Here is a 24,683-nt window from a genome sequence, read left to right on the forward strand (position 1 = left end):
GCGCTCAGCGCGGCGTGAGCACGAACACCGCCGCGGTGACCGCCCACGCCAGCAGCGTGAACACCGTATCGCGTGCCCGCCAGCGTGACGGCGTGCGCTCGGTGCGCGTGGGGTGGGCGCCGAACGCGCGCGACTCCATGGCCAGCGCCATCCGGTCGGCATGCCGGATGCCCGACGCGAGCAGCGGCACGACCGCAGCGAACGCGCGGCGGAAGGCGGCGATCGGTCCCCGGCCCGGGGCCACGCCCCGGACGCGCTGCGCCTGCCGGATCAGCGTGAGCTCGGCGCCGAAGCGGGGCACGAACCGGTAGGCCGCGACCGCCGTGTATCCGATGCGGTACGGGATGCGCAGGTGCGCCACCAGGGCCCGCGCGAGATCGGGTCCGGTCGTCGTGAGACCACCGATCAGCGCCAGCACGACGAGCGCGGTGAGCCGCAACGAGGTCGCGACCCCGACGGCCAGCGCGCCGGCGGTGTAGTCGAACGCCCCGATGGAGAACAGCACGGTCCGGTCGGCCACGCGGGACGGGTCCGTCCAGAACCCGAAGCTGACCGCCATCACCAGCACGACGAGCGGGACGCCGGCGAGCAGCGCCACCACCAGCGACGGGCGCAGGCGCGCACCTGCCAGCAGAAGCAGGATGCCGAGCGCGAGCAGCACGAGGGGTGTGAGGACGTCCCGCGTGAACAGCAGCGCGATCCAGGCGGGTACGACCGCCGCCACCTTCGAGAGCGGGTTGAGGTGGTGGAGGAAGCGGGCGGCGGGAGGCGCGCCGGTGCCGAAGGGGTCTGCCGAGAGGAAGGTCATGCCGTCCCCCCGGGGAGGTCGCGCAGCCGCGTCGCTCCGCGCAGCCCCGCGGGCACGCGCTCGTCCGCCAGGGCGCGGACCAGGGGCGGCTGCCGGAGTCCGGCGCGCTCCAGCAGGTCGGCATCGCTCAGGATGCGCGCCGTCGCCCCGAACGCGGCGATGCGGCCGTCGTCCACGATCGCGACGTGCGAGGCGTACTCGGCGGCGAGACCGAGATCGTGGGTGACGACGACCACCGTCGTCCCTTCGGCGTTCAGAGCGGCCAGGAGCTCCAGCAGCTCCGCCGCACGGGCGCGGTCCTGGCCGAAGGTGGGCTCGTCGAGGACCAGCAGCGGCGCGCCCGCGATGAGTGCGGTCCCGACCGAGAGGCGTCGTTTCTGGCCTCCGGACAGCAGGAAGGGGTGGGCCTCGCGGTGCGGCCCGAGGCCGAGTGTCGTCAGCATCCGATCGACGCGGTCGTCGACCTCCTGCTCGGGGAGACGACGCTGCCAGAGGCCGAAGGCGAGTTCGTCGACCACGCTGTGGGCGACGAACTGGTGCTCGGGGTTCTGGAAGACGAATCCGACCGCCGCCGACAGCTCGGAGACGGAAGCACGGGAGGGGTCGAGTGCGCCGAGCGCGACCGCCCCGCGCGGCGGCCGCAGAACGCCCGCGATCGCCTGAACCAGCGTGCTCTTGCCCGCGCCGTTGGGCCCGACGACGGCCACGAAGTCGCCGCGGTCGATCCGCAGGGAGACATCGTGCAGCACCTCCCGGCGTCCGCGTCGGAGGGTGAGACGGGAGACGGCGATGGCGGGATCGGAGTCGCCGGTCGCCCCCGTCGCCTCAGTCACAGCTGTCACGGCGGGCCGGCCGACCGGATCGCCGGAGAGCCCGCCGGCGACACTCCCCACCCCCTCGGAGAGCTCCTCCGGGGTGAGCGGCAGCGGGTCGAGCACGAATCCCGCCGCGCGCAGACGCAGGGCCGCGAGGGTGGCGGTGGGGAGCCACACGCCGAGGCCTGCCAGCTCCTCCGCCCGGTCGCGGAGCACCTCCGCCGCCGGGCCGTGCGCGACCATCCGGCCGGCCGCGTCGAGCACCAGGACGGTGTCGACGATCCCCATCGCGGCGTCGAGGTTGTGCTCCACGAGCACGACGGCGCGGCCGGAGCCCTCGCGCGTCAGTTCGCCCAGGAGCCGGTACACCTCGTCGGCGCCGACGGGATCGAGGTTGGCGGTCGGCTCGTCGAGCACGAGGAGCGGAGCGTCGAGCGCCAGCGCGCAGGCGATCGCGAGGCGCTGCTTGCCGCCGCCGGAGAGGGTGTCCGGGTCGTCCGCGCGGCGGTCCCACAGGCCGACCGCCCGGAGCGCGCGCTCGGCGCGTTCCAGCACCTCCGCCGCGGGGACGAGCCGGTTCTCCGGGCCGAAGCAGACCTCGTCGAGCACCGTGCCGGTGACGAGCTGCGCGTCCGGGTCCTGGAACACCATCCCGACGTGCTCGCTGAGCTCGGCCACGCGTGCGTCGGCGGTTGCGACGCCGCTCACGACGACGGTGCCCTCGAGGGTGGCGGGCACCGCGTGCGGGACGAGTCCGTTGAGGGCGAGGGCGAGCGTGGACTTGCCGCAGCCGCTCGGGCCGAGCACCAGGAGAACCTCGCCAGAAGCGATCCGGAGGTCGACCCCGTCGGGCGTCCATACCTCAGCGCCCTCGTGCCGGATGCGCACCCCGTGCGCCCGCAGGGGCGCCGGCCCCTCCGCCACGGCGGTCAGGCGGCCGTCATCGGCAGCGGGTCGGAGTCGCGGCGGCGCGGCCGCACGATCGGCAGCTGCAGGCCGCGGCCGGCGCCGGTGCGGTCGAGCCCGGCGGCCACGAGCCGACCCAGCCAGGTGAAGAGGATGGGGCTGACGACGAAGAGCCCGATGTGCACGACCTGCACCCACGGCTGGGCCAGGTCGGCGCCCTGCGCGACGAACACGCCGACGCCGAAGATCAGCCCGGCGATGGTGACCGCCGTGTAGAACAGCCACGCCCGCCAATAGCGGTAGAGCGTGATCGCGAACGGCACCTCCTGCAGCAGCCCGATGGATCCGGCCGCCATGACCGCGGCGAAGCCGATCGGCTGGAACGGCACCGACACCAGGCCGGCGATCACGGAGGTGATGAGCGCGACGCCGCCGCGACGCAGGAGCGCCTGGGCGATCACCCCGGGGAGGAAGTACACGCCGATCACCGCGCCGTAGAACATCGGTGCCGCCGCAGCGAGCGTGCCCGAGACATAGGCCGAGATCGAGAAGACGATCCCACCCGCCACGCCGATCGCGGCGCAGGTGAGGAGGAGTCGCGTGCTGGTGTTCTTCATGTCTCCCTCAGCCTAAGAGAGGCAAGCCTAGCCTTACAACACGGGCGTCATCCCCGCGGTCCGTCGTGCCGGTCGCGACGTGGGCGCGGGTGTCTGCGCGAGGCGACGACCGGATGCGCGCCGGTGTACCCCTCCCGCTCCTGCGCGATCGCGAGGATGCGCGACCGCTGCGCGTACCACCCGACGATCAGCAGCGGGACGATGACCACCAGCGAGGCGACTGTGAACGTCCCCGTCGGGTAGTCGAACGCCATCAGCACGAGCACCGCGACCAGGAAGGCGAGCGTCAGATACGCGGTGAAGGGCGCGCCGAACAACCGGAACGCGGGCCGCTGCAGCTTGCCCTGGAGCGCCCAGCGGCGCAGCTGCATCTGGCAGAGGACGATCATGGCCCAGCTGGTGATGATCCCGAGGGCGGCGACATTGAGCACGATGTCGAACGCCTGCTTCGGCACGACCAGGTTGAGGAAGACGCCGAGCACGCCGATCGCGGCCGTCAGCAGGATGCCGCCGTAGGGCACGCCGCGCGCGTTCATGCGCGAGGTGAACACTGGCGCCGCCCCGGACTGCGCCATCGAGTGCAGGATGCGCCCCGTCGAGTACATGCCCGCGTTGAGGCTCGACAGCGCCGCCGTCAGCACGACGAAGTTCATGATCGACCCGACGACCGCGCTCAGCTGCGGACCGCCGAGGTGGCTGAAGAACGTGACGAAGGGGCTCTCGCTCCCGCTGTACGCGCTCGACGGGAGCAGCAGCGCCAGCAGCAGGACGGAGCCGCAGTAGAAGACGGCGATGCGGAAGACCACGCTGTTGATCGCGCGCGGCATGATCTTCTCCGGGTTCTCGGTCTCGCCTGCCGCGATGCCCACGAGCTCCACGCCCGCGTACGCGAACACCACGCCCTGCACGAGCACGATCGCCATCCCGATGGTCGCCGCGCCGTGCGGCAGGAACCAGCCGTTCTCGGCCAGCATCGCGAAACCGGTCGGCCCGAGGTCGGTCGGCCAGCCCGCCGCCAGCACGACGATGCCGACAAGGAGGAACGCCACCAGCGCGCCCACCTTGATCAGCGCGAACCAGAACTCCATCTCGCCGAACACCTTCACCGAGATCAGGTTGAGGCTCACCACCACGACGAGGGCGATCAAGGCCAGGAGCCACTGCGGGACGACCGTGAAGACGCTCCAGTACTTCACGTACAGCGCGATCGCCGTGGAGTCGACGATCGCGGTCATCGCCCAGTTGAGGAAGTACATCCACCCGGCGACGTAGGCCATCTTCTCGCCGTAGAACTCGCGGGCGTACGACACGAACGACCCCGACGACGGCCGGTGCAGCACGAGCTCGCCGAGCGCCCGGAGCACCAGGAAGGCGAAGAACCCGCAGATCGCGTAGACGAAGACCAGCAGCGGTCCGCCCTGCTCGAGCCGGCCTCCCGCGCCCAGGAAGAGCCCGGTGCCGATCGCGCCGCCGATGGCGATCATCTGCAGCTGCCGCGCCGACAGCCCCTTGTGGTACCCCTCCTGCTCGCTGGCGAAGTCCTGGACCGCCTGGCTGACATCTCCCAGGTGCTCCCGGCGGTTCTCCAGCCCGTCCGCCGGATCGTGTGGTGCGCTCATCGGCTCCCCTCCCTGCTCGGCTACCGACAGTACCCTCCGACGGGGCTCGACCGCGCTGGTCAGTTCTCCCGCGATTTGGACCAAATCGCGGCTTTGGCGTCGCGTAAGCCGCGCTTTGGTCCAAATGTGCGAGCGTTCAGACCGGGGTGCCGCGGTTCCAGCCCGGCTGCTGCAGAAGGAGGTCGTCGTGCTCATGCCGGCGGCATTCCTCCACGAAGGCCAGCGCGGTGCCGGGATCGGCGAGGAATCGGGCATACTGCTCCGGGCTCAGCCGGTAGTACTCCTCGTAGTCGACGACGCCGTTGCTCACGGGGAGGGAGGCGTAGGGCGTCCCTGAGCCGACGTCGGTCCCGAGCGAGAACCGGTGCTCGCGGCTCGTGAACATGTCCATCGTCATGAACTTGGCCCCGCACATTCGGCACACATCGCGGGAATGCCGGAGCCTCAGCCGCGATTCGCGCCGAACGCCGGGACGCGCTACGCCGCCGCGAGCATCCCCGCCGCGCCGACCGCGAGCGCCAGCCCGATCCACTGCACCGGCGCGATCCGTTCGCGCAGCACGATCGCGGCGAGCAGGATGGTGCCGGCCGGGTAGAGCGCCACCAGCACCGACATCGTCGACAGGTCGCCTGCGCGCAGCCCGACCAGGATGAGGACGTTCGCCGACGCGTCCAGGACCCCGCTGCCGGCCGCGAGCCCGGTGCCGCGACGCGTGAACCGGTCCGCCGTCGCGCCGCCGGAGGGCCCGCCCTCCGCCGCGCGCGCCCGCACGACCGCGACGCCGACGACCGCCCACATGATCGCGCCGTTCACCGCGCGGTTCGCGATCAGCGGCACCACCCCCGAGTCGGCGGGCGTCTGGTCGAGCAGGATGAGGAAGGCGCCGATGAAGACACCGGCCCCGACCGCCATGAGCAGGGCCTTCCCGCTCGGGCGGACCGCGCCGCGCTCGGGCACGAAACCGACGAGCACGACGGCGATCAGGGCGACGCCGAGCGCCACGTAGCCGATCAAGGCGAAGCGGTCGCCGCCGATCAGGCCCCAGGTGAGCGGGACGATCGCCGACACCACCGCGGTCAGCGGCGACAGGATGCTCATCGGGCCGATCGCGAGGCACGCGTACAGCAGGAAGACGGCGACCGAGCCGACGATGCCCGACAGAGCGCCCCATCCCACCGCTGCGGAGGTCCAGGCGCCGCCGACCAGGGGGAGGGAGAGGAGCAGGAGCGCCAGTCCGCTCAGAGCGCCGACAGCGGTCGCCCGGAGCGCCCCGATACGCCGTGCTGCGACACCGCCGACGAAATCGGCCGAACCGTAGACGAGTGCGCTGAGGAGGCCGAGCGCGACGGCCGGCATCAGCTCCCGGCCAAGCGGTAGACGTGGAGGACGGCGCCGCTGTCGAACCGGTCGAGCCCGGCCAGTTCGAACGTCCACGTGGTGCGGTCGTCCGGGAAGATGCGCTGCCCGCCGCCGAGCAGGACGGGGTAGACGAGGAGGCGCAGCTCGTCCACGAGGCCCCAGACGATCAGGGCGCGCACGAGGGTCGGGCTGCCGGCGACCAGGATCGCACCGTCGTCATCGCCGTCGGCCTCCTTCAGCGCGGCGATCGCCGAGCGGACGCTGCCGGACGCCGCGCTGTCGAGCCGCTCCGCGTTCCACGCGAGAGCCCCGGGGCGGGAGGTCACGACGGCCTTGCGCAGGCTGTTCATCCGGTCGGCGAACTCGCCCTCCCGCGGCGGCCACGCCTCGACGAACTGCTCGTAGGTGCGGCGGCCCAGCAGCAGGGAACCGGCGTCGCGCACCTCCTGGAGCTTCGTCGCCTGCAGATCCTCCGTCGCGAACGGGAAGGTCCAGCCGGAGTGCGGGTGCGTGCGCTCGCCGCCCGGCGCCTCGACGACGCCGTCGAGCGACAGGAACTCCGTGACGACGAGCCGGCGCATGCGGCGATCGTACCGGAGGGCTGTGGACAGCGGCGAGAATCCACCGATTCCGTGCGCCGGGTCGACGGTCAGGCGTCGTCGTTACGATCGAGGGATGAGCTGGAACGCCTGGGTGCCGGACGACCGCGACGCACCGCCGCTGGAGGAGGAGCCGCCGCTGCCCGACTTCGGAGACGACCCGTACGCGGGGGCGGCGTCCGGCGACGCCCCGGCCGGTGCGTACGCCGCGCCTGCCGCCCCGGTCCCGACGGCCGTCGCCGCGCCGCGGTTCGCAACCGCCGTGGAGGCGTTGAAGACGGTCTTCGGCTACGACAGCTTCCGCGGCCAGCAGGCGCAGATCATCGACCAGGTGGTCGGAGGCGGCGACGCGGTCGTCCTGATGCCCACGGGCGGAGGCAAGAGCCTCTGCTACCAGATCCCGTCTCTGGTGCGGGAGGGCACCGGTGTCGTCGTGTCCCCGCTGATCGCGCTCATGCAGGATCAGGTCGACGCGCTCACTGCGGTGGGCGTGCGTGCGGCGTTCCTCAACTCCACGCAGGACGGCCAGCAGCGCGCGGCCGTCGAGCGCGCCTACCTGTCGGGGGAGCTCGACATCCTCTACGTCGCGCCCGAGCGGCTGTCGTCGGAGGCCACCAAGCGCTTCCTCGAGCGCGGCCGCATCGCACTGTTCGCCATCGACGAGGCGCACTGCGTCTCGCAGTGGGGCCACGACTTCCGGCCCGACTACCTCGCGCTCTCCGAGCTGGCCGACCGCTGGCCCGGCGTGCCGCGCATCGCGCTCACCGCCACCGCCACCGAGGCCACGCATCGCGAGATCACGTCGCGGCTCCGGCTCGAGCAGGCGCAGCACTTCGTCGCCGACTTCGACCGCCCCAACATCCAGTACCGCATTGTGCCCAAGGTGGAGGTGCGCAAGCAGCTGCTCGACTTCATCACCGTGGAGCACCCGGGCGAGGCGGGCATCGTCTACGCCCTCTCGCGCAACTCCGTGGAGCGCACGGCCGAGTTCCTCTCGGCACGCGGGCTCACCGCCCTCCCGTATCACGCCGGTCTCGACGCGGGGCTGCGCGCGCGGACCCAGTCGCGCTTCCTCCGCGAGGAGGGCGTGATCGTGGTCGCGACCATCGCCTTCGGCATGGGCATCGACAAGCCGGACGTGCGCTTCGTCGCCCACATCGACCTCCCGAAGTCGGTCGAGGGCTACTACCAGGAGACGGGGCGCGCGGGCCGCGACGGCCTCCCCTCGACGGCCTGGCTCGCCTATGGCCTGCAAGACGTCGTGCAGCAGCGCCGGATGATCGACGACTCCCCGGGCGACGTCGCGCACCGCCGCCGGCTCACGCAGCACCTGGACGCCATGCTCGCCCTGTGCGAGACGGTGCAGTGCCGTCGGGTGAACCTGCTCGGCTACTTCGGGCAGCGCTCCGAGCCGTGCGGCAACTGCGACACCTGCCTCACACCACCCGAGAGCTGGGACGGCACCGTGCCCGCGCAGAAGCTCCTCTCCACCGTCGTGCGGCTCGCCCGCGAGCGCAACCAGCGCTTCGGCGCCGGCCACCTCGTCGACATCGTGCGCGGCAAGCGCACGCCGCGCGTCGAGCAGTACGGCCACGACGCCCTCTCCACCTGGGGCATCGGCGCCGACCTCAGCGAGAGCCAGTGGCGCGGCGTCGTGCGGCAGCTCATCGCCCAGGAGCTCCTCAAGCCGGAGGGCGAGTACGGCGTGCTCGTCCTCACCCCCGACAGTGCGGCCGTGCTGGCCGGGGAGCGTCCCGTCATCCTGCGCCGGGAGCCCGAACGCCCCGAGCGGGCGAGCCGCTCCTCCCGCAGCGCCGCACCCGCCGACGTCTCCGCCGCCGATCTGCCGCTCTTCGAGGCGCTCCGCGCGTGGCGCGCCGGCGAGGCCAAGTCGCAGGGCGTCCCCGCCTACATCGTCTTCGGCGACGCCACCCTGCGCGCTGTCGCCTCCGCCCGCCCCGCCAGCCTCGGTGACCTCGACGGCATCAGCGGGATCGGGGCGAAGAAGCGGGAAGCGTACGGGCAGGCGCTGCTCGACGTGGTGGCTGCCGAGGGGTAGCACCCGACTCCCGGTCGACTCCCACCTGATCCCCTGGTCTCGTCGCGCGGTCGGGCGTACGGTGGCGATTCGCTGGGGCGATCAGGGAATCTTCGGACGCCTCCCAGTGTTGTACCGATGTTCGGGCAGGACACTGTCCGCACAGGCGACGATCTCGAAGGAGGAGACGATGGCACGGATGATCGAGGAGCTCGAGGACGAGACCGGCGCAGTGATCAAGTATCGGCGGCACGCCAACGGCCGGGGGCTGGTCGCTCCGACGGCGCGCGCGGCGGAGTCGGCCTACATCGAGCCGACCGCCTATGTCGAGGCAGAGGCCCGGATCGGGCTCGACGCCTATGTCGGCGCGGGCAGCTGGGTCGACCGTGGAGCCACCGTCGGCGACCGCACGTTCGTGGGCGCGAATGTCCACATCGGCGCGGGCAGTGTGGTCGGCAGCAACGCGAAGATCGGCAGCAACGCCAAGATCGGCGCGAACGCCATGATCGGCAACGGTGCGCGTATCGAGCGCGATGCCCAGCTGGAGCCGGGAACGGTCATCCCCGGACGGGAAGGCGTCCACGCGCGGGATGCGCTCCGCGCGGTGCCGCGCCAGGCGCGCCGCGCGGCCTGACCGCCGCCCCGCGTCGCCGCAGACGAGCGAAGGAGCCGTTCTCCCCACCTTTCGGTGCGGAGAACGGCTCCTTCGCTGTCAGCGGGTGAGTCGTGCCGTCTTCAGCGCGGACGGACGTCGGTCACGCCGCCACTTCTTTGCGCTCGTCGGCCGTACCGACCCTGATCTTGCGGGGCTTCGCGCGTTCGGCCATCGGGATGATGACCGAGAGCACGCCGTGCTCGTAGTTGGCGGTGATCCTCTCGACGTCGACGCCGTCGCCCAGGGTGAACTGCCGCATGTAGGCACCGAACGGCCGCTCGTGCGCGAGCCACTTGACGTTCTCGCGGGCGGGGGCGAGGCGTTCGGCCCGGATGGTGAGGAGCTGGCCGTCGACGTCGAGGTCGACCGACGAGGGGTCGATGCCCGGGAGGTCGGCGCTCAGGACGTACTGATCGCCCTCACGGAAGAGGTCGACCGGCATCAGGCGAGGCGAGCGGCCGGTGTCGAAGATGCTCGACGCGATGCGGTCGAACTGGCTCACGACATCAAATGGGACAGACATGATCAATCTCCTTTCGCGATGCGAACGAAGGGTCACGAGGGTCCCCGTGACCCGCCACCAGATTAGCACTCTCCCTATGAGAGTGCCAACGGTTTCCTCGCGGGATCCCGGCTCACGGCGTCGGGAGCGAGAGGCCCAAGCGTGCGCACAGGTCCGCCACCGCCCGCTCCGAGGGGAAGACGGCCAGGCGACCGTCGGGCAGCTGGCAGGCCTTCAAGGCGGGGACGGGCTCGTCCGCGTCGCTCGAACTGCCCTGCGGGCGGAAAGACCCGATACGCCACCCCGCCGCGCACTGGTCCTCCGCGAGCGCGATGCGCTGCTCCAGCGGGGTGGGGGTGGTCGCCTCGAGGTCGCCGGGCTGCCACGCCGAGGTGAAGGACGGCCCGTTCAGGTCGGCGGTGCCGTAGCACTCGACGGTGTCGTTGATCTCGCCCTGGCTCGCCCGGGCGATGGCGATACCGCCGGCGGTCGTGCCGGCGACGAGCACGCCGGCGATACCGATCGCGGCGAGCCGATGGCGGCGTGTGCGGCGGCGATCGTCCGTCGCGATCGTGTCGAGGAGGCGGTCCCTCAGCTCCTCGAATCGCGTGTCGTCCGGGAGCAGACTGCGGTCAGTCATCGGTCCCCCTGAGTGTCTGGAGTTCGGACCGGAGGCGCGTGCGCAGCCGGCTGAGTCGATTGCGCACCGCACCGGCGCTGATCCCGGCGGCCACCGCGGCCTCCTCGTAGCTCGCATACCCCCGGATGCAGAGCTCGAAGATCGTCCGATCCGGCTCCGGCAGTCGCGCGGCGGCGGCCTCGACCAGCGCGAGCAGCTGCGCGCGCTCGGTCATCGCGTCCGGCCCGGGAGCGGTGTCCGCAAGCGTGTCGTCGACGGGCGCGTCGGTGCGGCGGCGGGCGGCCGACTGGTTCGCCCGTCGCCGGTTAAGGATGAGGTTGCGGCAGGTCACCAGCAGCCATGGCAGCGCGGACTCGCCGGCGATCGACAGAGCGGACCGCTTGCGCCACAGCGTGACGAAGACGTCCTGACTGATCTCCTCCACGTCGTCGCGGGTGGTGAGGCGGGCGGCGGCGTACGCGTAGACGATGCGGCTGTGGCGGTCGTAGAGGCGCGAGAACGCGGCCTTGCTCCCTGCCGCGAGCTCCGCCAGCAGAGCGACGTCCGACACGTCGGACGCTGCCGCGCCCGTGGCGTCGGTCTCGTTGGCGAGATCGCTCATGACTAGGGAATGTGCCTCCTGGGCCGATCCTCTCAGGATCGGTGCGCGCACCGAAGAAGGTCGGAAGGGGCGTCGAGAGAATCGAGACGTGCTGGAACCCGCCGGCACAATGACACTCAAGGGGACCCGAGATGACCCGAACCACCCGATCCGCCCGCTCAGCCCGCCTCCTGCTCGCCGGCCTGGCCGCGCTCGCACTCGCCGCGGCGCCCGTCGCGGCCGCGAACGCTGCGGCGGCTCCGCTCGCGTCGTGCTCCTACGACCTCGGCACGGCCTCGCTCGTGTGCGTCGAGCCGGGCGAGGACCTCAACGCGGCCGTGCTCGCCGAGCAGCACCTCGTGGTGATCGGGCCGGGGGCACAGCGCTCGTCGGCGACGCCCGCGTCCCCGGCCACCGGCGCCCGCGCCACCTACGTCCAGACCCAGCTCTTCGACGACGCCGGCTACGGCGGCGCCGTCTTCCAGATCACGAACTCCGGCGCCTGCAACGGCTCCACGGTCTACCAGTTCGGTCCGCTCAGCTCGGTCGGCTGGGCGGGACGCGTCAGCTCGTTCAAGAGCTTCGCGGGCTGCACGACCAAGATCTGGTCCGGTCCGGCGTACTCGGGCTCGAGCTTCGGCTACCAGGTCAACGCCTCCAGCGTCGGCGCGATGAACGACCTGGCCAACTCGGTGACGATCAAGTAAACCGCGCGGAGGTTGTGGATCCTCCAAGCAGGGGCTCCCGGTTTTGGAGGATCCCACAACCGCCCGGCGGGACGTGCGACCGGCGTTTGTAGGCGGCGCACCGCGCGTTTCCGCTTCCGCGCGAGCGGACGTAGCGTGTCAGCGACCCACGAGAGAATCGAAGAGGAACTCATGGTTGACACTGCCGAGCGCGTCCCCGCCACTCCTGCCGCACCCGCCCCCGAGCCCGCGTCCTCCCCGGCCGCCGGTCCGTCCCCGCGCGTCGACGTCGAGGCGCTGGGCCGCCAGCTGCTGGGCGACTGGGCCGACGTGCGCCTGGCCTCGCGCGAGCTGGCGGGCCGACCCGAGCTGCAGAAGATCGAGGGACTCCCCGTCGCCGAGCACCGCAAGCGCGTCTTCGAGCAGCTCGGCCTGCTCGTCGAGAACGGCCAGGTGCACCGCGCGTTCCCGAAGTCGGTCGGCGGAGGCGACGACCACGGCGGCAACATCGCCGCGTTCGAGGAGCTGGTGGCGGCCGACCCGTCGCTGCAGATCAAATCGGGCGTGCAGTGGGGGCTGTTCGGCGCCGCGGTGCTCCACCTCGGCACCGCCCCGCACCACGAGAAGTACCTGCCCGGCATCATGTCGCTCGACGTGCCCGGCGCGTTCGCCATGACGGAGACCGGCCACGGCTCCGACGTCGCCAGCATCGCGACCACCGCGACCTACGACCCGGCGTCGCAGGAGTTCGTGCTCGACACCCCGTTTCGCGGGGCCTGGAAGGACTACCTCGGCAACGCCGCCGTCGACGCGACCGCCGCCGTCGTGTTCGCCCAGCTCGTCACGCAGGGCGTCAACCACGGCGTCCATGCCTTCTACGTCCCGATTCGCGACGCCGACGGCTCGTTCCTGCCCGGCATCGGCGGGGAGGACGACGGACAGAAGGGTGGGCTGAACGGGGTCGACAACGGCCGCCTCCACTTCACCGGCGTCCGCATCCCGCGCACCGACCTCCTGAACCGGTACGGCGACGTCGCAGAGGACGGCACGTACACGTCGTCCATCCAGAGCCCGGGGCGCCGCTTCTTCACCATGCTGGGCACGCTCGTGCAGGGTCGCGTCTCGCTCGACGGCTCCGCGACCATCGCGTCGAAGATCGGCCTCAAGATCGCGCTCACCTACGCGAACGAGCGACGCCAGTTCACCGCCGGCAGCGACACCGACGAGGAGGTGCTGCTCGACTACCAGCGCCACCAGCGACGGCTGCTCCCGCTGCTCGCCACCACATACGCGGCGGGCTTCGCCCACGAGGTCTTCCTGCACAAGTTCGACGACGTCTTCAGCGGCAAGGCCGACAGCGACGCGGACCGCCAGGACCTCGAGACGATCGCGGCGGCGCTCAAACCGCTGAGCACCTGGCACGCTCTCGACACGCTGCAGGAGGCGCGGGAGGCGTGCGGCGGCGCCGGCTTCCTCACCGAGAACCGGCTCACCTCCCTCCGCCAGGACCTCGACATCTGGGTCACCTTCGAGGGCGACAACAACGTCCTGCTCCAGCTGGTCGCCAAGCGCCTGCTCACCGACTACAGCAAGAAGTTCGCCAAGGCCGACGCCGGTGCTCTCGCCCGCTACGTCGTCACGCAGGCCGCCGACCGTGCCTACCACGGCAGCGGACTGCGCAGCGTCGGCCAGACCGTCCGCGACTTCGGCTCCACCGCCCGCTCGGTCAACTGGCTGCAGGAGTCGGCCACGCAGCGCGAGCTCCTCACCGACCGGGTCGAGTCGATGATCGCCGAGATCGCCGGCCGCCTCCGCCCCGCCTCCAAGCTGGGCAAGAAGGCCGCAGCCGAGCTGTTCAACTCGCAGCAGAACGAGCTGATCGAGGCCGCGCGGGCGCAAGGCGAGCTGCTGCAGTGGGAGGCGTTCACCGATGCGCTCGACCACGCCCCCGACGCCGGCACCAAGCAGGTGCTCACCTGGCTGCGGGACCTCTTCGGCTTCGGCCTGATCGAGAAGCACGCGGCCTGGTACCTCATCCACGGCCGGCTTTCGCCGCAGCGCGCGCAGGCCGTCACCGCCTACATCGACCGCCTGCTCGCGCGCATCCGCCCGCACGCCGTCGACCTTGTGGACGCCTTCGGCTACGGGCCCGAGCTGGTGCGCGCGAAGATCGCCAGTGGCGCGGAGGGCGAGCGCCAGGCGGAGGCTCGGGCGTACTTCGCCGAGGCGCGCGCGGCCGGCACGCTGCCCGCGCAGGAGAAGAGCCAGAAGAAGCGCTGAGCGCACTGCCCCGCCCTCGCACCGACGAATTGTCACGACACGCCGCCTCTCCGGGAGGGACGCGGCGTGTTCCGACACCCCCTTGCAGGGTCAACGGTGCATAGGATGGCCGCGTGGAGCAGGTGGAGTTGCAGAGCCACATCGTGATGGACGAGCCGATGGTGCGCAGAATCGCCTGGTACCAGTTCCGGCTCTGGTCGCGCGGTCCGCTCGGGGCGCTCGTCCTGCTGTGTGTCCTCACTGGCGCCGCCGGGGTCGGGTTTCTCCGTGACTCCGCGGGCCCGGTCGTCGTGGCCACCACGATCCTGGTGGTGGCCCTCCCCTTCGCCCTGTACTTCAAGTTGAGGAACCACTGCCGGAGAACCATCGGCGGAAGGACGCTCGCCGTCGGTTTCGGTGAGACAGCATTCGTCCTCTCGGGATGGGGGTCTCAGACGACGATCGCGTATACGCAAGTCCGTGATGTCAAACGCCGTGGGAAGCTGATCGTCGTTCGCCTGCGGGACGGTCGGGGCAGCGTTCTTCCGGTCGAACTCATCACCGACGATCGACTCCGCCTTCTTCGATCTGGCGGAGTCTCCGCGGCATCACCGCGATCGACGGGCTGAGCGGCTACAGCAGCTCCAGCTCCTGTACCGCGTCCCGCTCCTCGATGAGCTCGGCGACGGAAGCGTCGATGCGCTCGCGGGAGAAGGCGTCGATCTCCAGGCCGTCGACGATCCTCCACTGACCGTCGACGGCGCGCACCGGGAACGACGAGATGAGGCCGGCGGGGACGCCGTAGCTGCCGTCGGAGACGATCGCGGCGGAGGTCCAGCGGTCGCCGGTGCCGTTCACCCAGTCGTGCACGTGGTCGATCGCGGCGCTCGCCGCGGAGGCCGCACTCGAGGAGCCGCGCACCTGGATGATCTCGGCGCCACGCTTCGCGACGCGGGGGATGTACTCGTCCGCCAGCCAGCGCTCGTCCACGAGGTCCGTGGCGGGGCGCCCGTCGACCGTTGCGTGGCTCAGGTCGGGGTACTGGCTGGCGGAGTGGTTGCCCCACACGATGACGCGCTCGACCGCCGACACGGGCACGCCGAGCTTCGCGGCGAGCTGCGCGACGGCCCTATTGTGGTCGAGCCGGGTCATGGCGGTGAACCGCTCCGCGGGGACATCGGGGGCGTGCGCGCTCGCGATGAGGGCGTTCGTGTTGGCGGGGTTGCCGACCACCAGCACCCGGATGTCGTCCGCCGCGCCCGCGTTGATCGCCGCACCCTGCGGCCCGAAGATCGCGCCGTTGGCCTCCAGGAGGTCGGCCCGCTCCATCCCCGCCCCGCGCGGCCGGGCACCGACCAGCAGTGCGACGTTCGCGCCGTCGAACGCGGCGCCGGCGTCCTCCGTGACATCGATCGAGCGCACCAGCGGGAAGGCGCCGTCCTGCAGTTCGAGCGCGGTCCCCTCCGCCGCCGACCGCCCGGCGGGAATCTCGAGCAGCCGCAACCGCACCGGCACCTCCCGGCCGAGCAACTGGCCGGAGGCGATGCGGAAAAGCAGGGCGTAGCCGATCTGGCCGCCCGCGCCGGTGACGGTCACGGTGACAGGGGTGGGGCTCATGGGGCGAGCCTAGCCCGGGTGCACGGCGAGCGGGATGGGCGGGGCCGGGAGAAACCGCTGCCCCGGCCGACGCGCCGCCACCCATACCCGGGACCCCCGCTCCGCGGTACCGTGTGCCGCATGACGTTCAATCCCGACGCGGACATCAGTGGCGGCAAGGTCAAGCGCCGTGGGCGCACGGCGGGGATCGCGGCCGGCGGGGTCGGGGTCGGCGCGGTCGTGGTGTTCCTGATCGCACAGCTGCTCGGGGTGGATGTGAGCGGGCTGGTCGGCGGGGACGCGACGGGCTCCCAGCAGATCGGCACCGGCTCGGAGCTGCAGGACTGCCGGACCGGCGCGGATGCGAATGCGAGCGTCGACTGCCGGATGAAGGGGGCGGCGGCGTCGCTGGAGGCGTACTGGGCGACAGAGCTGCCCGCGCTCGGCGGGCGGTACAGCTCGCCGGACTTCGTCCTCTTCACCGGAGGGACGAGCACGGGGTGCGGGTCCGCGTCGAGCGCGACAGGGCCGTTCTACTGTCCGGCCGATCGCACGATCTACGTCGACACCGGTTTCTACGACGAGCTGCGGTCCCGGTTCGGGTCGAGCGGCGGACCGCTGGCAGAGATGTACGTGGTCGCGCACGAGTGGGGCCACCACATCCAGAACATCGGCGGGATCATGGCGCAGCACACCAGCCGCGCGACGGGGGCGGCGTCCGACAGCGTGCGCCTCGAACTGCAGGCGGACTGCTTCGCCGGTTCGTGGGCGGCCGCGGCGTCGACGACGGCGGACGAGAACGGGGTGGCGTTCCTGCAGCCGATCACGACGGCGCAGATCCAGGATGCGCTGAGCGCCGCGGCGTCGGTGGGCGACGACCGCATCCAGCAGGCGTCGACCGGGCGGGTGGACCCGGAGGGATGGACGCACGGGTCGGCGGAGCAACGGCAGCGCTGGTTCACCACCGGCTACCAGCAGGGCGCGCAGGCATGCGACACGTTCTCGGTGTCCGCGGCCCGGCTCTGACCGGCCGGTAGCCTCGACAACATGCGAACCCTGTACCCCGAGATCGAGCCGTACGAGACCGGAATGCTGGACGTCGGCGACGGCCAGGAGCTGTACTGGGAGGCGAGCGGCAACCCGGAGGGCAAGCCAGTCGTGTTCCTGCACGGGGGCCCGGGCGGCGGGACGACCCCGTCGCACCGGCGCCTCTTCGATCCGGCGAAGTACCGCATCGTGCTGTTCGACCAGCGGGGTTGCGGCAAGAGCCTCCCGCACGCGAGCGAGCCGGAGGCGGACCTGTCGCTCAACACGACGTGGCACCTGGTGGCCGATATCGAACGCCTGCGGGAGCATTTCGCGATCGAGAAGTGGCAGGTGTTCGGCGGCTCCTGGGGCAGCACCCTGGCGCTGGCGTACGCGGAGACGCATCCCGAGCGCGTGACCGAACTCGTGCTGCGCGGGATCTTCACGCTGCGCGCCGAGGAGCTGGACTGGTTCTACGAGGGCGGGGCCGCCGCGCTGTACCCCGATCTGTGGGAAGGTTTCCTGGAGCCCGTGCCGGTGGAGGAGCGCGGCCACCTCATCCGCGCCTACGCTCGGCTGCTCGCCGACCCCAACCCGGCGGTGCACGGTCCGGCGGCGGTCGCGTGGTCGCGGTGGGAGTCGTCCACGATCACGCTGCGTCCCCGGCCCGAGCTGGTGGCGACGTTCACGGAGCCGGAGTACGCGGTCGCCTTCGCGCGCATCGAGAACCACTTCTTCACGCACGGGGGCTGGTTCGAGGACGGGCAGCTGATCCGCGACGCGCACCTCCTCGCCGACATCCCTGGCGTGATCGTGCAGGGCCGCTACGACGTCTGCACCCCGCCGATGACCGCGTGGGACCTGCACCGGGCGTGGCCGGAGGCCGAGCTGCGGATGATCCCGGACGCCGGGCACGCCTACGACGAGCCGGGCATCCTCGACGCACTGATCGAGGCGACCGACCGATTCGCTGACCGATGAGCCGTGCGCACGACGCCACGGCGCGGGCCGCGGTGCTGCTGACCGACGTGCGGCCGTGGGGAGGCGCCGCCTCCGACCTCCTGATCGAGGGTGGCACGATCGCGGCCGTCGAGCCGCACGATCCCGCGCGGCCGGAGCTCGTCGGCGGCGAGACGATCGACGGCCGCGGGCTGCTCGCGCTGCCGGGGCTCGTCAACGCGCACGCCCATCTCGACAAGAGCTGGTGGGGGCGGGAGTGGGTGCCGTACGGCGGGGAGGCCACGACCCAGGGCCGCATCGCGCACGAGCGCGCCCACCGCGACGAGCTCGGCATCCCGAGCCCGGACAGCACACTGCAGCTGCTGCGCGCGCTGGTCGCGCAGGGCACGACGGCGTTCCGGTCGCACGTGGACGTCGACCTCGGCGTCGGACTGCGCGGCATCGCCGTGGTGCGGGAGGCCGTGGCCGCGCTCGGCGTGCCGGTCGCGCTGGAGGTCGTCGCGTTCCCGCAGGACGGCGTGCTGCGCCGCCCCGGTGTGCTCGAGCTGCTCGATCGCGCGGCCGCCGAGGGGGCCGACCACGTCGGCGGTCTCGACCCGGCGCTGATCGACCGGGATCCGGTCGGCCAGCTGGACGCGCTGTTCGAGATCGCGGATCGCCGCGGCGTCGGTCTCGACATCCACCTGCACGAGGGCGGCGAGCTGGGCGCGTTCGAGTACGACCTCATCGTCGAGCGGACGCGTGCGCTCGGGCTGGCCGGCCGCGTCAACGTGGCACACGGCTTCGCCATCGGCGACCTGCCGCCGGCGCGGCAGCGCGCGCTGGTGGAGGAGCTGCGGGAGGCCGGGGTGTCGATCACCACGGTCGCGCCGATCAACGCGTCCCGCCTTCCGCTCACCGACCTCCGCGCCGCGCGGGTGCCGGTCGGTCTCGGAACCGACGGCATCCGCGACCTGTGGGGGCCGTACGGCGACGGCGACATGCTGCGCCTCGCGACCCGGCTGGCCCAGCTCTCCGGTGCCCGGCGCGACGAAGAGCTGACCGACGTGGTGCGTCTCGCGACCAGCGACGCGGGGGTGTTCGTCGGGCGGCCGGTGCACGATCTGGTGGCGGGCGCTCCCGCCGACGTGGTGCTGGTCGACGCGCAGAACGTGCCGGAGGCGCTGGTGCTGGCTCCGCCGCGTGAGCTGGTGCTGGTGGGCGGGGTGCGGGTCTCCGGAACTCCGGACTTTTGAGGCGACGCGCCGGCGAATCCGCCGTTCGAACGGTGACTCTGAGGCGGGCGTGGAAGATCTCCGGAATTGCGCGGGGCGGGCGCGGTGGGGTCGGTCTGGGCGGGGCGGCGCGGGGCGGTCAGCGGGGGGAGGCCGGGGACGGTTCGCGGGTGCTGGGGTCGCGTGACCACTGGGTCGCGTCGGCACGGCGCGAGCGCATCCGGGAGATCTGGGTGAGGGCGGCGTAGCAGAAGGCGTCGACGGCACTGCGCGGGCCCTTCGCGCTCCGCAGGATGGCGCGGGCGCGCTGAGAAGACTGCTCGCCCAGGGAGACGCCGAGGTCGAGCTGCCCCCGGCGGTGCCGGGTGATGACGGCGAGCAGGGCGGTGGTCGTGCGGGGCACGCGCACGAGCATCGGCGGGGTGTCGAGGACCGCCTTCTCGTCGTCGGTGAAGAGGTTGTGGATCCAGGAGTCGTCGTTCACGATGTCGGGGAATCGGTCGAAGCGTGCGTGCCCGGTCTGCGACACCGCGTACCCGCCCGCGCCCCAGAGGCGCACTCCGACCTCCGGGATACGGGCACGGGCGCGGTAGTAGGCGCGGACCGGGAAGGTCGCGTCGTGCACGTCCTCCACCGAGGTGGGCCGGGCGGCGAGAGGGCCGTCGGGGCGCGCGAGCTCGTGCAGCACGGCGGCCACCGCCTCGGGCTCGATCTGGATGTCGGCGTCGAGATAGAGACGCGGCCAGCGCTGCGTCGCGGCATCTCCGACATTCATCGCGGCGACCTTGGAGGCCGCCTCGATCTCGATCACTGTGACGCCGGCGTAGCGGCGCGCGATGTCGGCGGTGGCGTCCGAGCACCCGTTGCAGACGACGATCACGTCGACGGTGCCGCTCGCGGCGACCGGCCGCAGCGCATCGAGCGTGCGCGCGAGCACCGCCTCCTCGTCGTGCGCCGGGACGATGACCGCCCCGCTCACCGTGCGGATGTCCACGGTTCCCCTTCCGTGCTGTCGAGACTCGAGACCGGACCGACCATCCTCCCCCGTGAGCGCATCAAAGACGAGGATTCGTCAGGTATGCTCCGATCGTACTCGTTCGGGAGGATGCGATTCGTCCCCCGTTGGGGGGTGCGCAGCTGGAGCGAAAATGTGACAATCTCTCAGATGTGAGTAAAGCTCAATCTATCTGGATGCGCGGGACAGGCACGGGGCGTCGCCTGTCACCGCTCGGCGCGGTCGCCGCCGTGATGGTCGTCGTGCTGGTCACCTGGCTCGCCGTGGCGTTCGGACAGGCGGCGCGGGCGGCCAGCGGCTGCGGCACCGCCGCGAACCCCGTCGTCTGCGAGAACGCGCTGGCCGGCACCGACCCCTCGGTGTGGGACATCAGCGGCGCGGGCGACCCCAGCATCCAGGGCTTCTCCACCGATATCAGTGTGAATGTGGGCGGCACGATCGGCTTCAAGGTCGACACCGACGCCCACGCCTACACCATCCAGATCTTCCGCACCGGCTACTACCAGGGCCTGGGCGCCCGCAAGATCGCCGACGTCCCCGTCTCCGCCACCCTCCCGCAGATCCAGCCGCAGTGCGTCACGGACGCGACCACCGAGCTCTACGACTGCGGCAACTGGGCCCAGTCGGCCTCCTGGAACGTCCCGACGGATGTCGTCTCGGGCGTCTACATCGCCCTCCTCACCCGCACCGACACCGGCGGCAAGAGCCAGATCACGTTCATCGTGCGCAACGACGCGTCGACGGCCCCCGTGCTCTTCCAGACCTCCGACCCGACGTGGCAGGCGTACAACACCTACGGCGGCTCCGACTTCTACCAGGGCGCCGCGAACGGCCGCGCCTACAAGATCAGCTACAACCGGCCGGTGGTCACGCGCGGCGACAACAGCGGGCGCGACTTCTACTTCGCCAACGAGTATCCCGAGGTCCGATTCCTCGAGAAGAACGGGTACAACGTCGCCTACATGGCGGGCGTCGACACCGACCGCTACGGCTCGCTCCTCACGAAGCACAAGGTCTTCCTCTCCGTCGGCCACGACGAGTACTGGTCGGCGAACCAGCGTGCGAACGTGCTCGCGGCGCGGGATGCCGGCGTGAACCTGCAGTTCCTCTCGGGCAACGAGATGTACTGGCACACGCGCTACGAGAACTCCGTCGCCGGGACGCCGACCGCCTACCGGACGCTGGTGTCGTACAAGGAGACCTGGGCCGACAAGAAGATCGACCCGACCGCCGAGTGGACGGGAACCTGGCGGGATCCGCGGTTCGCCTCCCAGGCCAACGGCGCGGGAATGCCGGAGAACGGCCTGACCGGCACGCAGTACATGTCCAACTTCAGCGACCTCGCGATCACCGTCACGGCGGCGCAGGGCAAGACCAGGCTCTGGCGCAACACCGGCCTCTCGAGCATGGCGGCCGGCTCCACGACGGCGCTCGCGCCCCACACCATCGGCTACGAGTCGGACGAGGACGTCGACAACGGCTTCCGGCCCGCCGGACTGGTGCAGCTCTCGACGACGGTCGGCGCCGTGCCCCAGTACCTGCAGGACTACGGCAACACGGTCATCCCCGGGACGACGACGCACCACGTCACCCTGTACCGCGCGGCCAGCGGGGCCCTGGTCTTCTCGGCCGGCACCATCCAATGGTCGTGGGGACTCGACCAGGAGCACGACGGAGACGGCGCGCCCGCCGACGCGCGGATGCAGCAGGCGCAGGTCAACCTCCTGGCCGACATGAACGCGCAGCCGGGGACGCTGATGGCGGGACTCGTCGCGGCCACCAAGTCCACCGACACGACGGCTCCGACCGTCTCGATCACCGCCCCGGCCTCCGGCGCCTCGATCGCCAACGGGGCGAAGGTCACCCTGACCGGCACCGCCAGCGACGTGGGCGGCGTCGTCGCCGGCGTCGAGGTCTCGACCGACGGAGGGTCCACCTACCACGCGGCGACGGGCACGACGAGCTGGACGTACACGTACACGCAGCAGGGCGCGGGCTCCCAGGCCGTCAAGGTGCGGGCGATGGACGACAGCGGCAACTTCGCGGCGACGCCCGCCAGCCGGTCGTTCACCGTCACCGGGCCGTACACCGTGTTCGGCACCGCCGCTCCGGCCACTGCTGACGCGGGTGACGCGACGCCGATCGAGGCGGGCCTGCAGTTCACGCCCAACCAGGACGGATTCGTGTCGGGCGTTCGCTTCTACAAGGCGACCACCAACACCGGAACGCACACCGGGTCGCTGTGGACCGCGAGCGGCACGCGCCTCGCGACCGTCACGTTCACGAACGAGACGGCCAGCGGATGGCAGACGGCGAACTTCAGCCCCGCCGTCGCGGTCTCGTCCGGGACCACCTACGTCGTGTCGTACACGGCGCCGAACGGGCACTACTCGGCCACGAACGAGTCCTTCTACTACCGCGGGATCACCGCCGGCCCGCTGACCGTGGCGGGTGGGTACGGCGCCGCCGGTGCAGGCGTCTACACGACGACGCCCGGTCAGTTCCCGACCTCGAGCTACGACTCCGCCAACTACTGGGTCGACGCGGTCTTCACCACCACCGACAGCTCGCCGCTGACCGCGACCGGGCAGTTCCCGCTCCCGGGATCGTCGAGCGTTCCGACGTCGTCGACCATCGGGGCCGTGTTCTCGAAGCCGGTCACCGCCTCCACCATCGCGTTCACCGTGAAGGATCAGCTGGGCAACCCGGTCGCCGGCACCGTCTCGTACGCGTCCACCACCCGGACCGCGACCTTCACGCCGTCGGCCGCCCTGAACGGGTTCGTGCAGTACTCCGTCACGATGACCGCGAAGGACACGGGCGGCCTGACGCTCTCGAGCGGAGGCACGTGGAGCTTCACCACGGTCAAGCCGGACCCCGCGCCCGGCACCTGCCCGTGCGGCCTCTTCACCGACTCGACCACCCCGAGCATCCTCCAGGTGACGGACAGCCCGGTCACGCTCGGCGTGAAGTTCCAGAGCTCGGTCGCCGGCACGGTCTCGGGGGTCAAGTTCTACAAGAGCGCGGGCAACACGGGCACGCACACCGGCTATCTCTACACCGCGACCGGCGGGCTCCTGGCGAGCGCGACCTTCAGCGGCGAGTCGACGTCGGGCTGGCAGACGGTGACGTTCTCGTCACCCGTGACCATCGCGGCGGGCACGACCTACGTCGCCGCCTACTCCTCGCCGACGGGCACCTACTCGGTCACGCCGGGCGACTTCAGCGGCTCCGGGATCACGCGGACCCCGCTGAGCGCCGGGACGAACGCGGGCGCCTATACGTACCCGACCGGCTTCCCGGGCAGCAGCTCCACCGCGAACTACCTCGTCGACGTCGTCTTCACGAAGCAGGCACCCGCGATCGCGGTGAGCTCGCAGTCCCCGGCGAGCGGAGCGACCGGGGTCGCCACGAACAGCCCGATCTCGATCACCCTCTCGGCGCCGATCAACGCCGGGGCGACCTACACGGTGACCAGCGGCTCGACGGCGATCGCCGGAGCGACGGCGCTCTCCGCCGACGGCAAGACCCTCACCTTCACCCCGTCGGCGGCACTGCCCGCCGGGGCGACGATCGCGGTGAGCGTCTCCGGGGTCACCTCGACCGACGGCGCGACACTGCCGACCCAGAACTGGTCGTTCACCACGGCCTCCGTCGCGCAGCCGACCACCTACTCCTTCTTCGGCAGCAGCACCCCGGCCACGCTCGCGGCGACGGACGACCCCTCCGCCGTCGAGCTCGGGATGTCGTTCTCGAGCTCGCAGGCCGGCACCGTGACCGCGATCCGGTTCTACAAGGGGGCCACGAACACCGGGACGCACACCGGCTCGATCTGGGATGCGAGCGGCAACCGCCTCGCCACCGTCACGTTCACGAACGAGACGGCGACCGGCTGGCAGACCGCGCAGCTGAGCACGCCGCTGACCCTGACGCCCGGGACGACCTACGTGGTCTCGTACCTGGCGCCGAAGGGCAACTACTCGTACACGTCGAACGACTTCGCCACCGCCAAGACGGCCGGACCCCTCACCGCCGGCACGACCGGGAACGGGCGGTACTTCTACGGCGCAGCGGGCGGCTTCCCGACCTACAGCTACAACGCGACGAACTACTTCGTCGACGTGGTGTTCGCCCCGGCGTCGAGCGGCTCCGGCAGCGGCTCCACCGGGACGACGGGAGGCTCGACCGGGACGACGGGCGGCTCGACCGGCTCCGGCGGCACGGGCGGCGGTTCGACCGGAGGCGGCACGACCACGCCCGCCTCGACCACCCTCTTCTCCGACGCCTCGGTGCCGGGGTCGACCTCCTGGCCGGACGGCAGCCCCGTCCAGCTCGGCGTGCGCTTCAGCTCGTCGACGGCCGGGACGATCTCCGGCATCCGCTTCTACAAGGGCGCAGGAGACACCGGGACGCACACGGCCACGCTGTGGAGCGCGACGGGTCAGGTGCTCGCGACCGCCAACTACACGGCGGAGACCGCGAGCGGCTGGCAGGAGGTGACGTTCGCGACGCCGGTGCCGATCCAGGCCGGTGTCGAGTACCGGGCCTCGTACCACACCACGGCGTCCACGTACGCCGTGACCGTCGGCGGGCTCGCGTCGGCGGTCACGAGCGGGGCGCTCACGATCCCGGCGAACGGCGGCGCGTACTCGTACTCGACCGGCTTCCCGGATCAGGTGGTGACCCACAACTACTGGGTCGACATCCGCTTCACCCCGTCGTCCTGACGACGGATCCCGCATCCGGTCGCACCCGAAGCGGCCGGAGCAGACAGAAAGGTGCTGGGGGC

At 71.5% G+C, this 24,683-nt stretch carries 21 protein-coding genes; 9 read left to right on the forward strand and 12 right to left on the reverse strand.

Annotated elements, in window-relative coordinates:
- Positions 1–4: 4 nt before the first annotated feature.
- The 7 genes from LLS1_RS06415 to LLS1_RS06445 all read right to left on the reverse strand — a co-directional run bounded on the left by LLS1_RS06415 (position 5) and on the right by LLS1_RS06445 (position 6,705).
- Positions 5–808, reverse strand: a complete 804-nt coding sequence (locus LLS1_RS06415; RefSeq protein ID WP_226654084.1) for an energy-coupling factor transporter transmembrane protein EcfT — start codon at positions 806–808, stop codon at positions 5–7.
- Positions 805–2,547 (reverse strand): ABC transporter ATP-binding protein, encoded by a 1,743-nt coding sequence (locus tag LLS1_RS06420; protein ID WP_226654085.1) that lies wholly within the window; start codon positions 2,545–2,547, stop codon positions 805–807. Before LLS1_RS06420 ends, LLS1_RS06415 begins: the two co-directional genes overlap by 4 nt.
- 5 nt (positions 2,548–2,552) lie before the next feature.
- Complete coding sequence (locus tag LLS1_RS06425; protein ID WP_223358142.1) at positions 2,553–3,146, reverse strand: ECF transporter S component; 594 nt, start codon at positions 3,144–3,146, stop codon at positions 2,553–2,555.
- A 47-nt stretch (positions 3,147–3,193) separates the two neighbouring features.
- Positions 3,194–4,765 (reverse strand): amino acid permease, encoded by a 1,572-nt coding sequence (locus LLS1_RS06430; protein ID WP_226654086.1) that lies wholly within the window; start codon positions 4,763–4,765, stop codon positions 3,194–3,196.
- Between the two features lie 136 nt (positions 4,766–4,901).
- Entirely contained in the window at positions 4,902–5,150 is a 249-nt protein-coding gene (locus tag LLS1_RS06435; protein ID WP_226654087.1) for a hypothetical protein, read from the reverse strand.
- A gap of 92 nt (positions 5,151–5,242) precedes the next feature.
- Positions 5,243–6,121, reverse strand: a complete 879-nt coding sequence (locus LLS1_RS06440; RefSeq protein WP_226654088.1) for an EamA family transporter — start codon at positions 6,119–6,121, stop codon at positions 5,243–5,245.
- Positions 6,121–6,705 carry a dihydrofolate reductase family protein gene (locus tag LLS1_RS06445; RefSeq protein ID WP_226654089.1) on the reverse strand — a complete coding sequence of 195 codons (585 nt, stop codon included), beginning with the start codon at positions 6,703–6,705 and terminating at the stop codon, positions 6,121–6,123. Before LLS1_RS06445 ends, LLS1_RS06440 begins: the two co-directional genes overlap by 1 nt.
- 94 nt (positions 6,706–6,799) lie before the next feature.
- Here LLS1_RS06445 and recQ point away from each other — a divergent pair, with 94 nt between their 5' ends.
- Both recQ and LLS1_RS06455 read left to right on the forward strand, forming a co-directional pair.
- On the forward strand, positions 6,800–8,782 hold the full coding sequence (recQ, locus tag LLS1_RS06450; RefSeq protein WP_226654090.1) for a DNA helicase RecQ: 1,983 nt from the start codon (positions 6,800–6,802) through the stop codon (positions 8,780–8,782).
- Positions 8,783–8,951: 169 nt separating this feature from the next.
- Positions 8,952–9,395 (forward strand): DapH/DapD/GlmU-related protein, encoded by a 444-nt coding sequence (locus LLS1_RS06455; RefSeq protein WP_226654091.1) that lies wholly within the window; start codon positions 8,952–8,954, stop codon positions 9,393–9,395.
- A gap of 121 nt (positions 9,396–9,516) precedes the next feature.
- Here the strand turns inward: LLS1_RS06455 and LLS1_RS06460 are convergent, their stop codons facing one another.
- The 3 genes from LLS1_RS06460 to LLS1_RS06470 form a co-directional block, all read right to left on the reverse strand.
- Complete coding sequence (locus tag LLS1_RS06460) at positions 9,517–9,939, reverse strand: Hsp20/alpha crystallin family protein (RefSeq protein ID WP_223358135.1); 423 nt, start codon at positions 9,937–9,939, stop codon at positions 9,517–9,519.
- Positions 9,940–10,051: 112 nt separating this feature from the next.
- Complete coding sequence (locus tag LLS1_RS06465; RefSeq protein ID WP_226654092.1) at positions 10,052–10,558, reverse strand: hypothetical protein; 507 nt, start codon at positions 10,556–10,558, stop codon at positions 10,052–10,054.
- On the reverse strand, positions 10,551–11,159 hold the full coding sequence (locus LLS1_RS06470; protein ID WP_226654093.1) for an RNA polymerase sigma factor: 609 nt from the start codon (positions 11,157–11,159) through the stop codon (positions 10,551–10,553). The genes LLS1_RS06465 and LLS1_RS06470 overlap by 8 nt, the downstream gene beginning before the upstream one ends.
- Before the next feature lie 131 nt (positions 11,160–11,290).
- Here LLS1_RS06470 and LLS1_RS06475 point away from each other — a divergent pair, with 131 nt between their 5' ends.
- The 3 genes from LLS1_RS06475 (at position 11,291) to LLS1_RS06485 (ending at position 14,712) form a co-directional block, all read left to right on the forward strand.
- Positions 11,291–11,845, forward strand: coding sequence for a hypothetical protein (locus LLS1_RS06475; RefSeq protein ID WP_226654094.1), 555 nt, complete (start codon positions 11,291–11,293; stop codon positions 11,843–11,845).
- Positions 11,846–12,016: 171 nt separating this feature from the next.
- Positions 12,017–14,104, forward strand: coding sequence for an acyl-CoA dehydrogenase (locus tag LLS1_RS06480; protein ID WP_226654095.1), 2,088 nt, complete (start codon positions 12,017–12,019; stop codon positions 14,102–14,104).
- A 113-nt stretch (positions 14,105–14,217) separates the two neighbouring features.
- Positions 14,218–14,712, forward strand: coding sequence for a hypothetical protein (locus tag LLS1_RS06485; protein ID WP_226654096.1), 495 nt, complete (start codon positions 14,218–14,220; stop codon positions 14,710–14,712).
- A gap of 4 nt (positions 14,713–14,716) precedes the next feature.
- On the opposite strand, the gene LLS1_RS06490 is transcribed toward LLS1_RS06485, so the two are convergent.
- Positions 14,717–15,700, reverse strand: a complete 984-nt coding sequence (locus tag LLS1_RS06490; RefSeq protein ID WP_226654097.1) for a malate dehydrogenase — start codon at positions 15,698–15,700, stop codon at positions 14,717–14,719.
- 120 nt (positions 15,701–15,820) lie between these two features.
- Here LLS1_RS06490 and LLS1_RS06495 point away from each other — a divergent pair, with 120 nt between their 5' ends.
- The 3 genes from LLS1_RS06495 to LLS1_RS06505 are packed head-to-tail and all read left to right on the forward strand — an operon-like array spanning position 15,821 to position 18,900.
- Entirely contained in the window at positions 15,821–16,705 is an 885-nt protein-coding gene (locus LLS1_RS06495; RefSeq protein ID WP_226654098.1) for a neutral zinc metallopeptidase, read from the forward strand.
- 21 nt (positions 16,706–16,726) lie between these two features.
- Positions 16,727–17,686, forward strand: a complete 960-nt coding sequence (gene pip, locus LLS1_RS06500) for a prolyl aminopeptidase (protein ID WP_226654099.1) — start codon at positions 16,727–16,729, stop codon at positions 17,684–17,686.
- Positions 17,683–18,900: an amidohydrolase gene (locus LLS1_RS06505; protein ID WP_226654101.1), complete on the forward strand. Its 1,218-nt coding sequence runs from the start codon at positions 17,683–17,685 to the stop codon at positions 18,898–18,900. Before pip ends, LLS1_RS06505 begins: the two co-directional genes overlap by 4 nt.
- Before the next feature lie 118 nt (positions 18,901–19,018).
- Here the strand turns inward: LLS1_RS06505 and LLS1_RS06510 are convergent, their stop codons facing one another.
- Entirely contained in the window at positions 19,019–19,873 is an 855-nt protein-coding gene (locus LLS1_RS06510; RefSeq protein WP_226654103.1) for a glycosyltransferase family 2 protein, read from the reverse strand.
- Between the two features lie 197 nt (positions 19,874–20,070).
- Between LLS1_RS06510 and LLS1_RS06515 the strand changes: the two genes are divergently transcribed.
- Positions 20,071–24,621 (forward strand): DUF4082 domain-containing protein, encoded by a 4,551-nt coding sequence (locus LLS1_RS06515; RefSeq protein ID WP_226654105.1) that lies wholly within the window; start codon positions 20,071–20,073, stop codon positions 24,619–24,621.
- The last annotated feature ends 62 nt before the right edge of the window (positions 24,622–24,683 follow it).

It is taken from the genome of Leifsonia sp. LS1 (assembly GCF_020521355.1).
GTDB lineage: Bacteria > Actinomycetota > Actinomycetes > Actinomycetales > Microbacteriaceae > Leifsonia.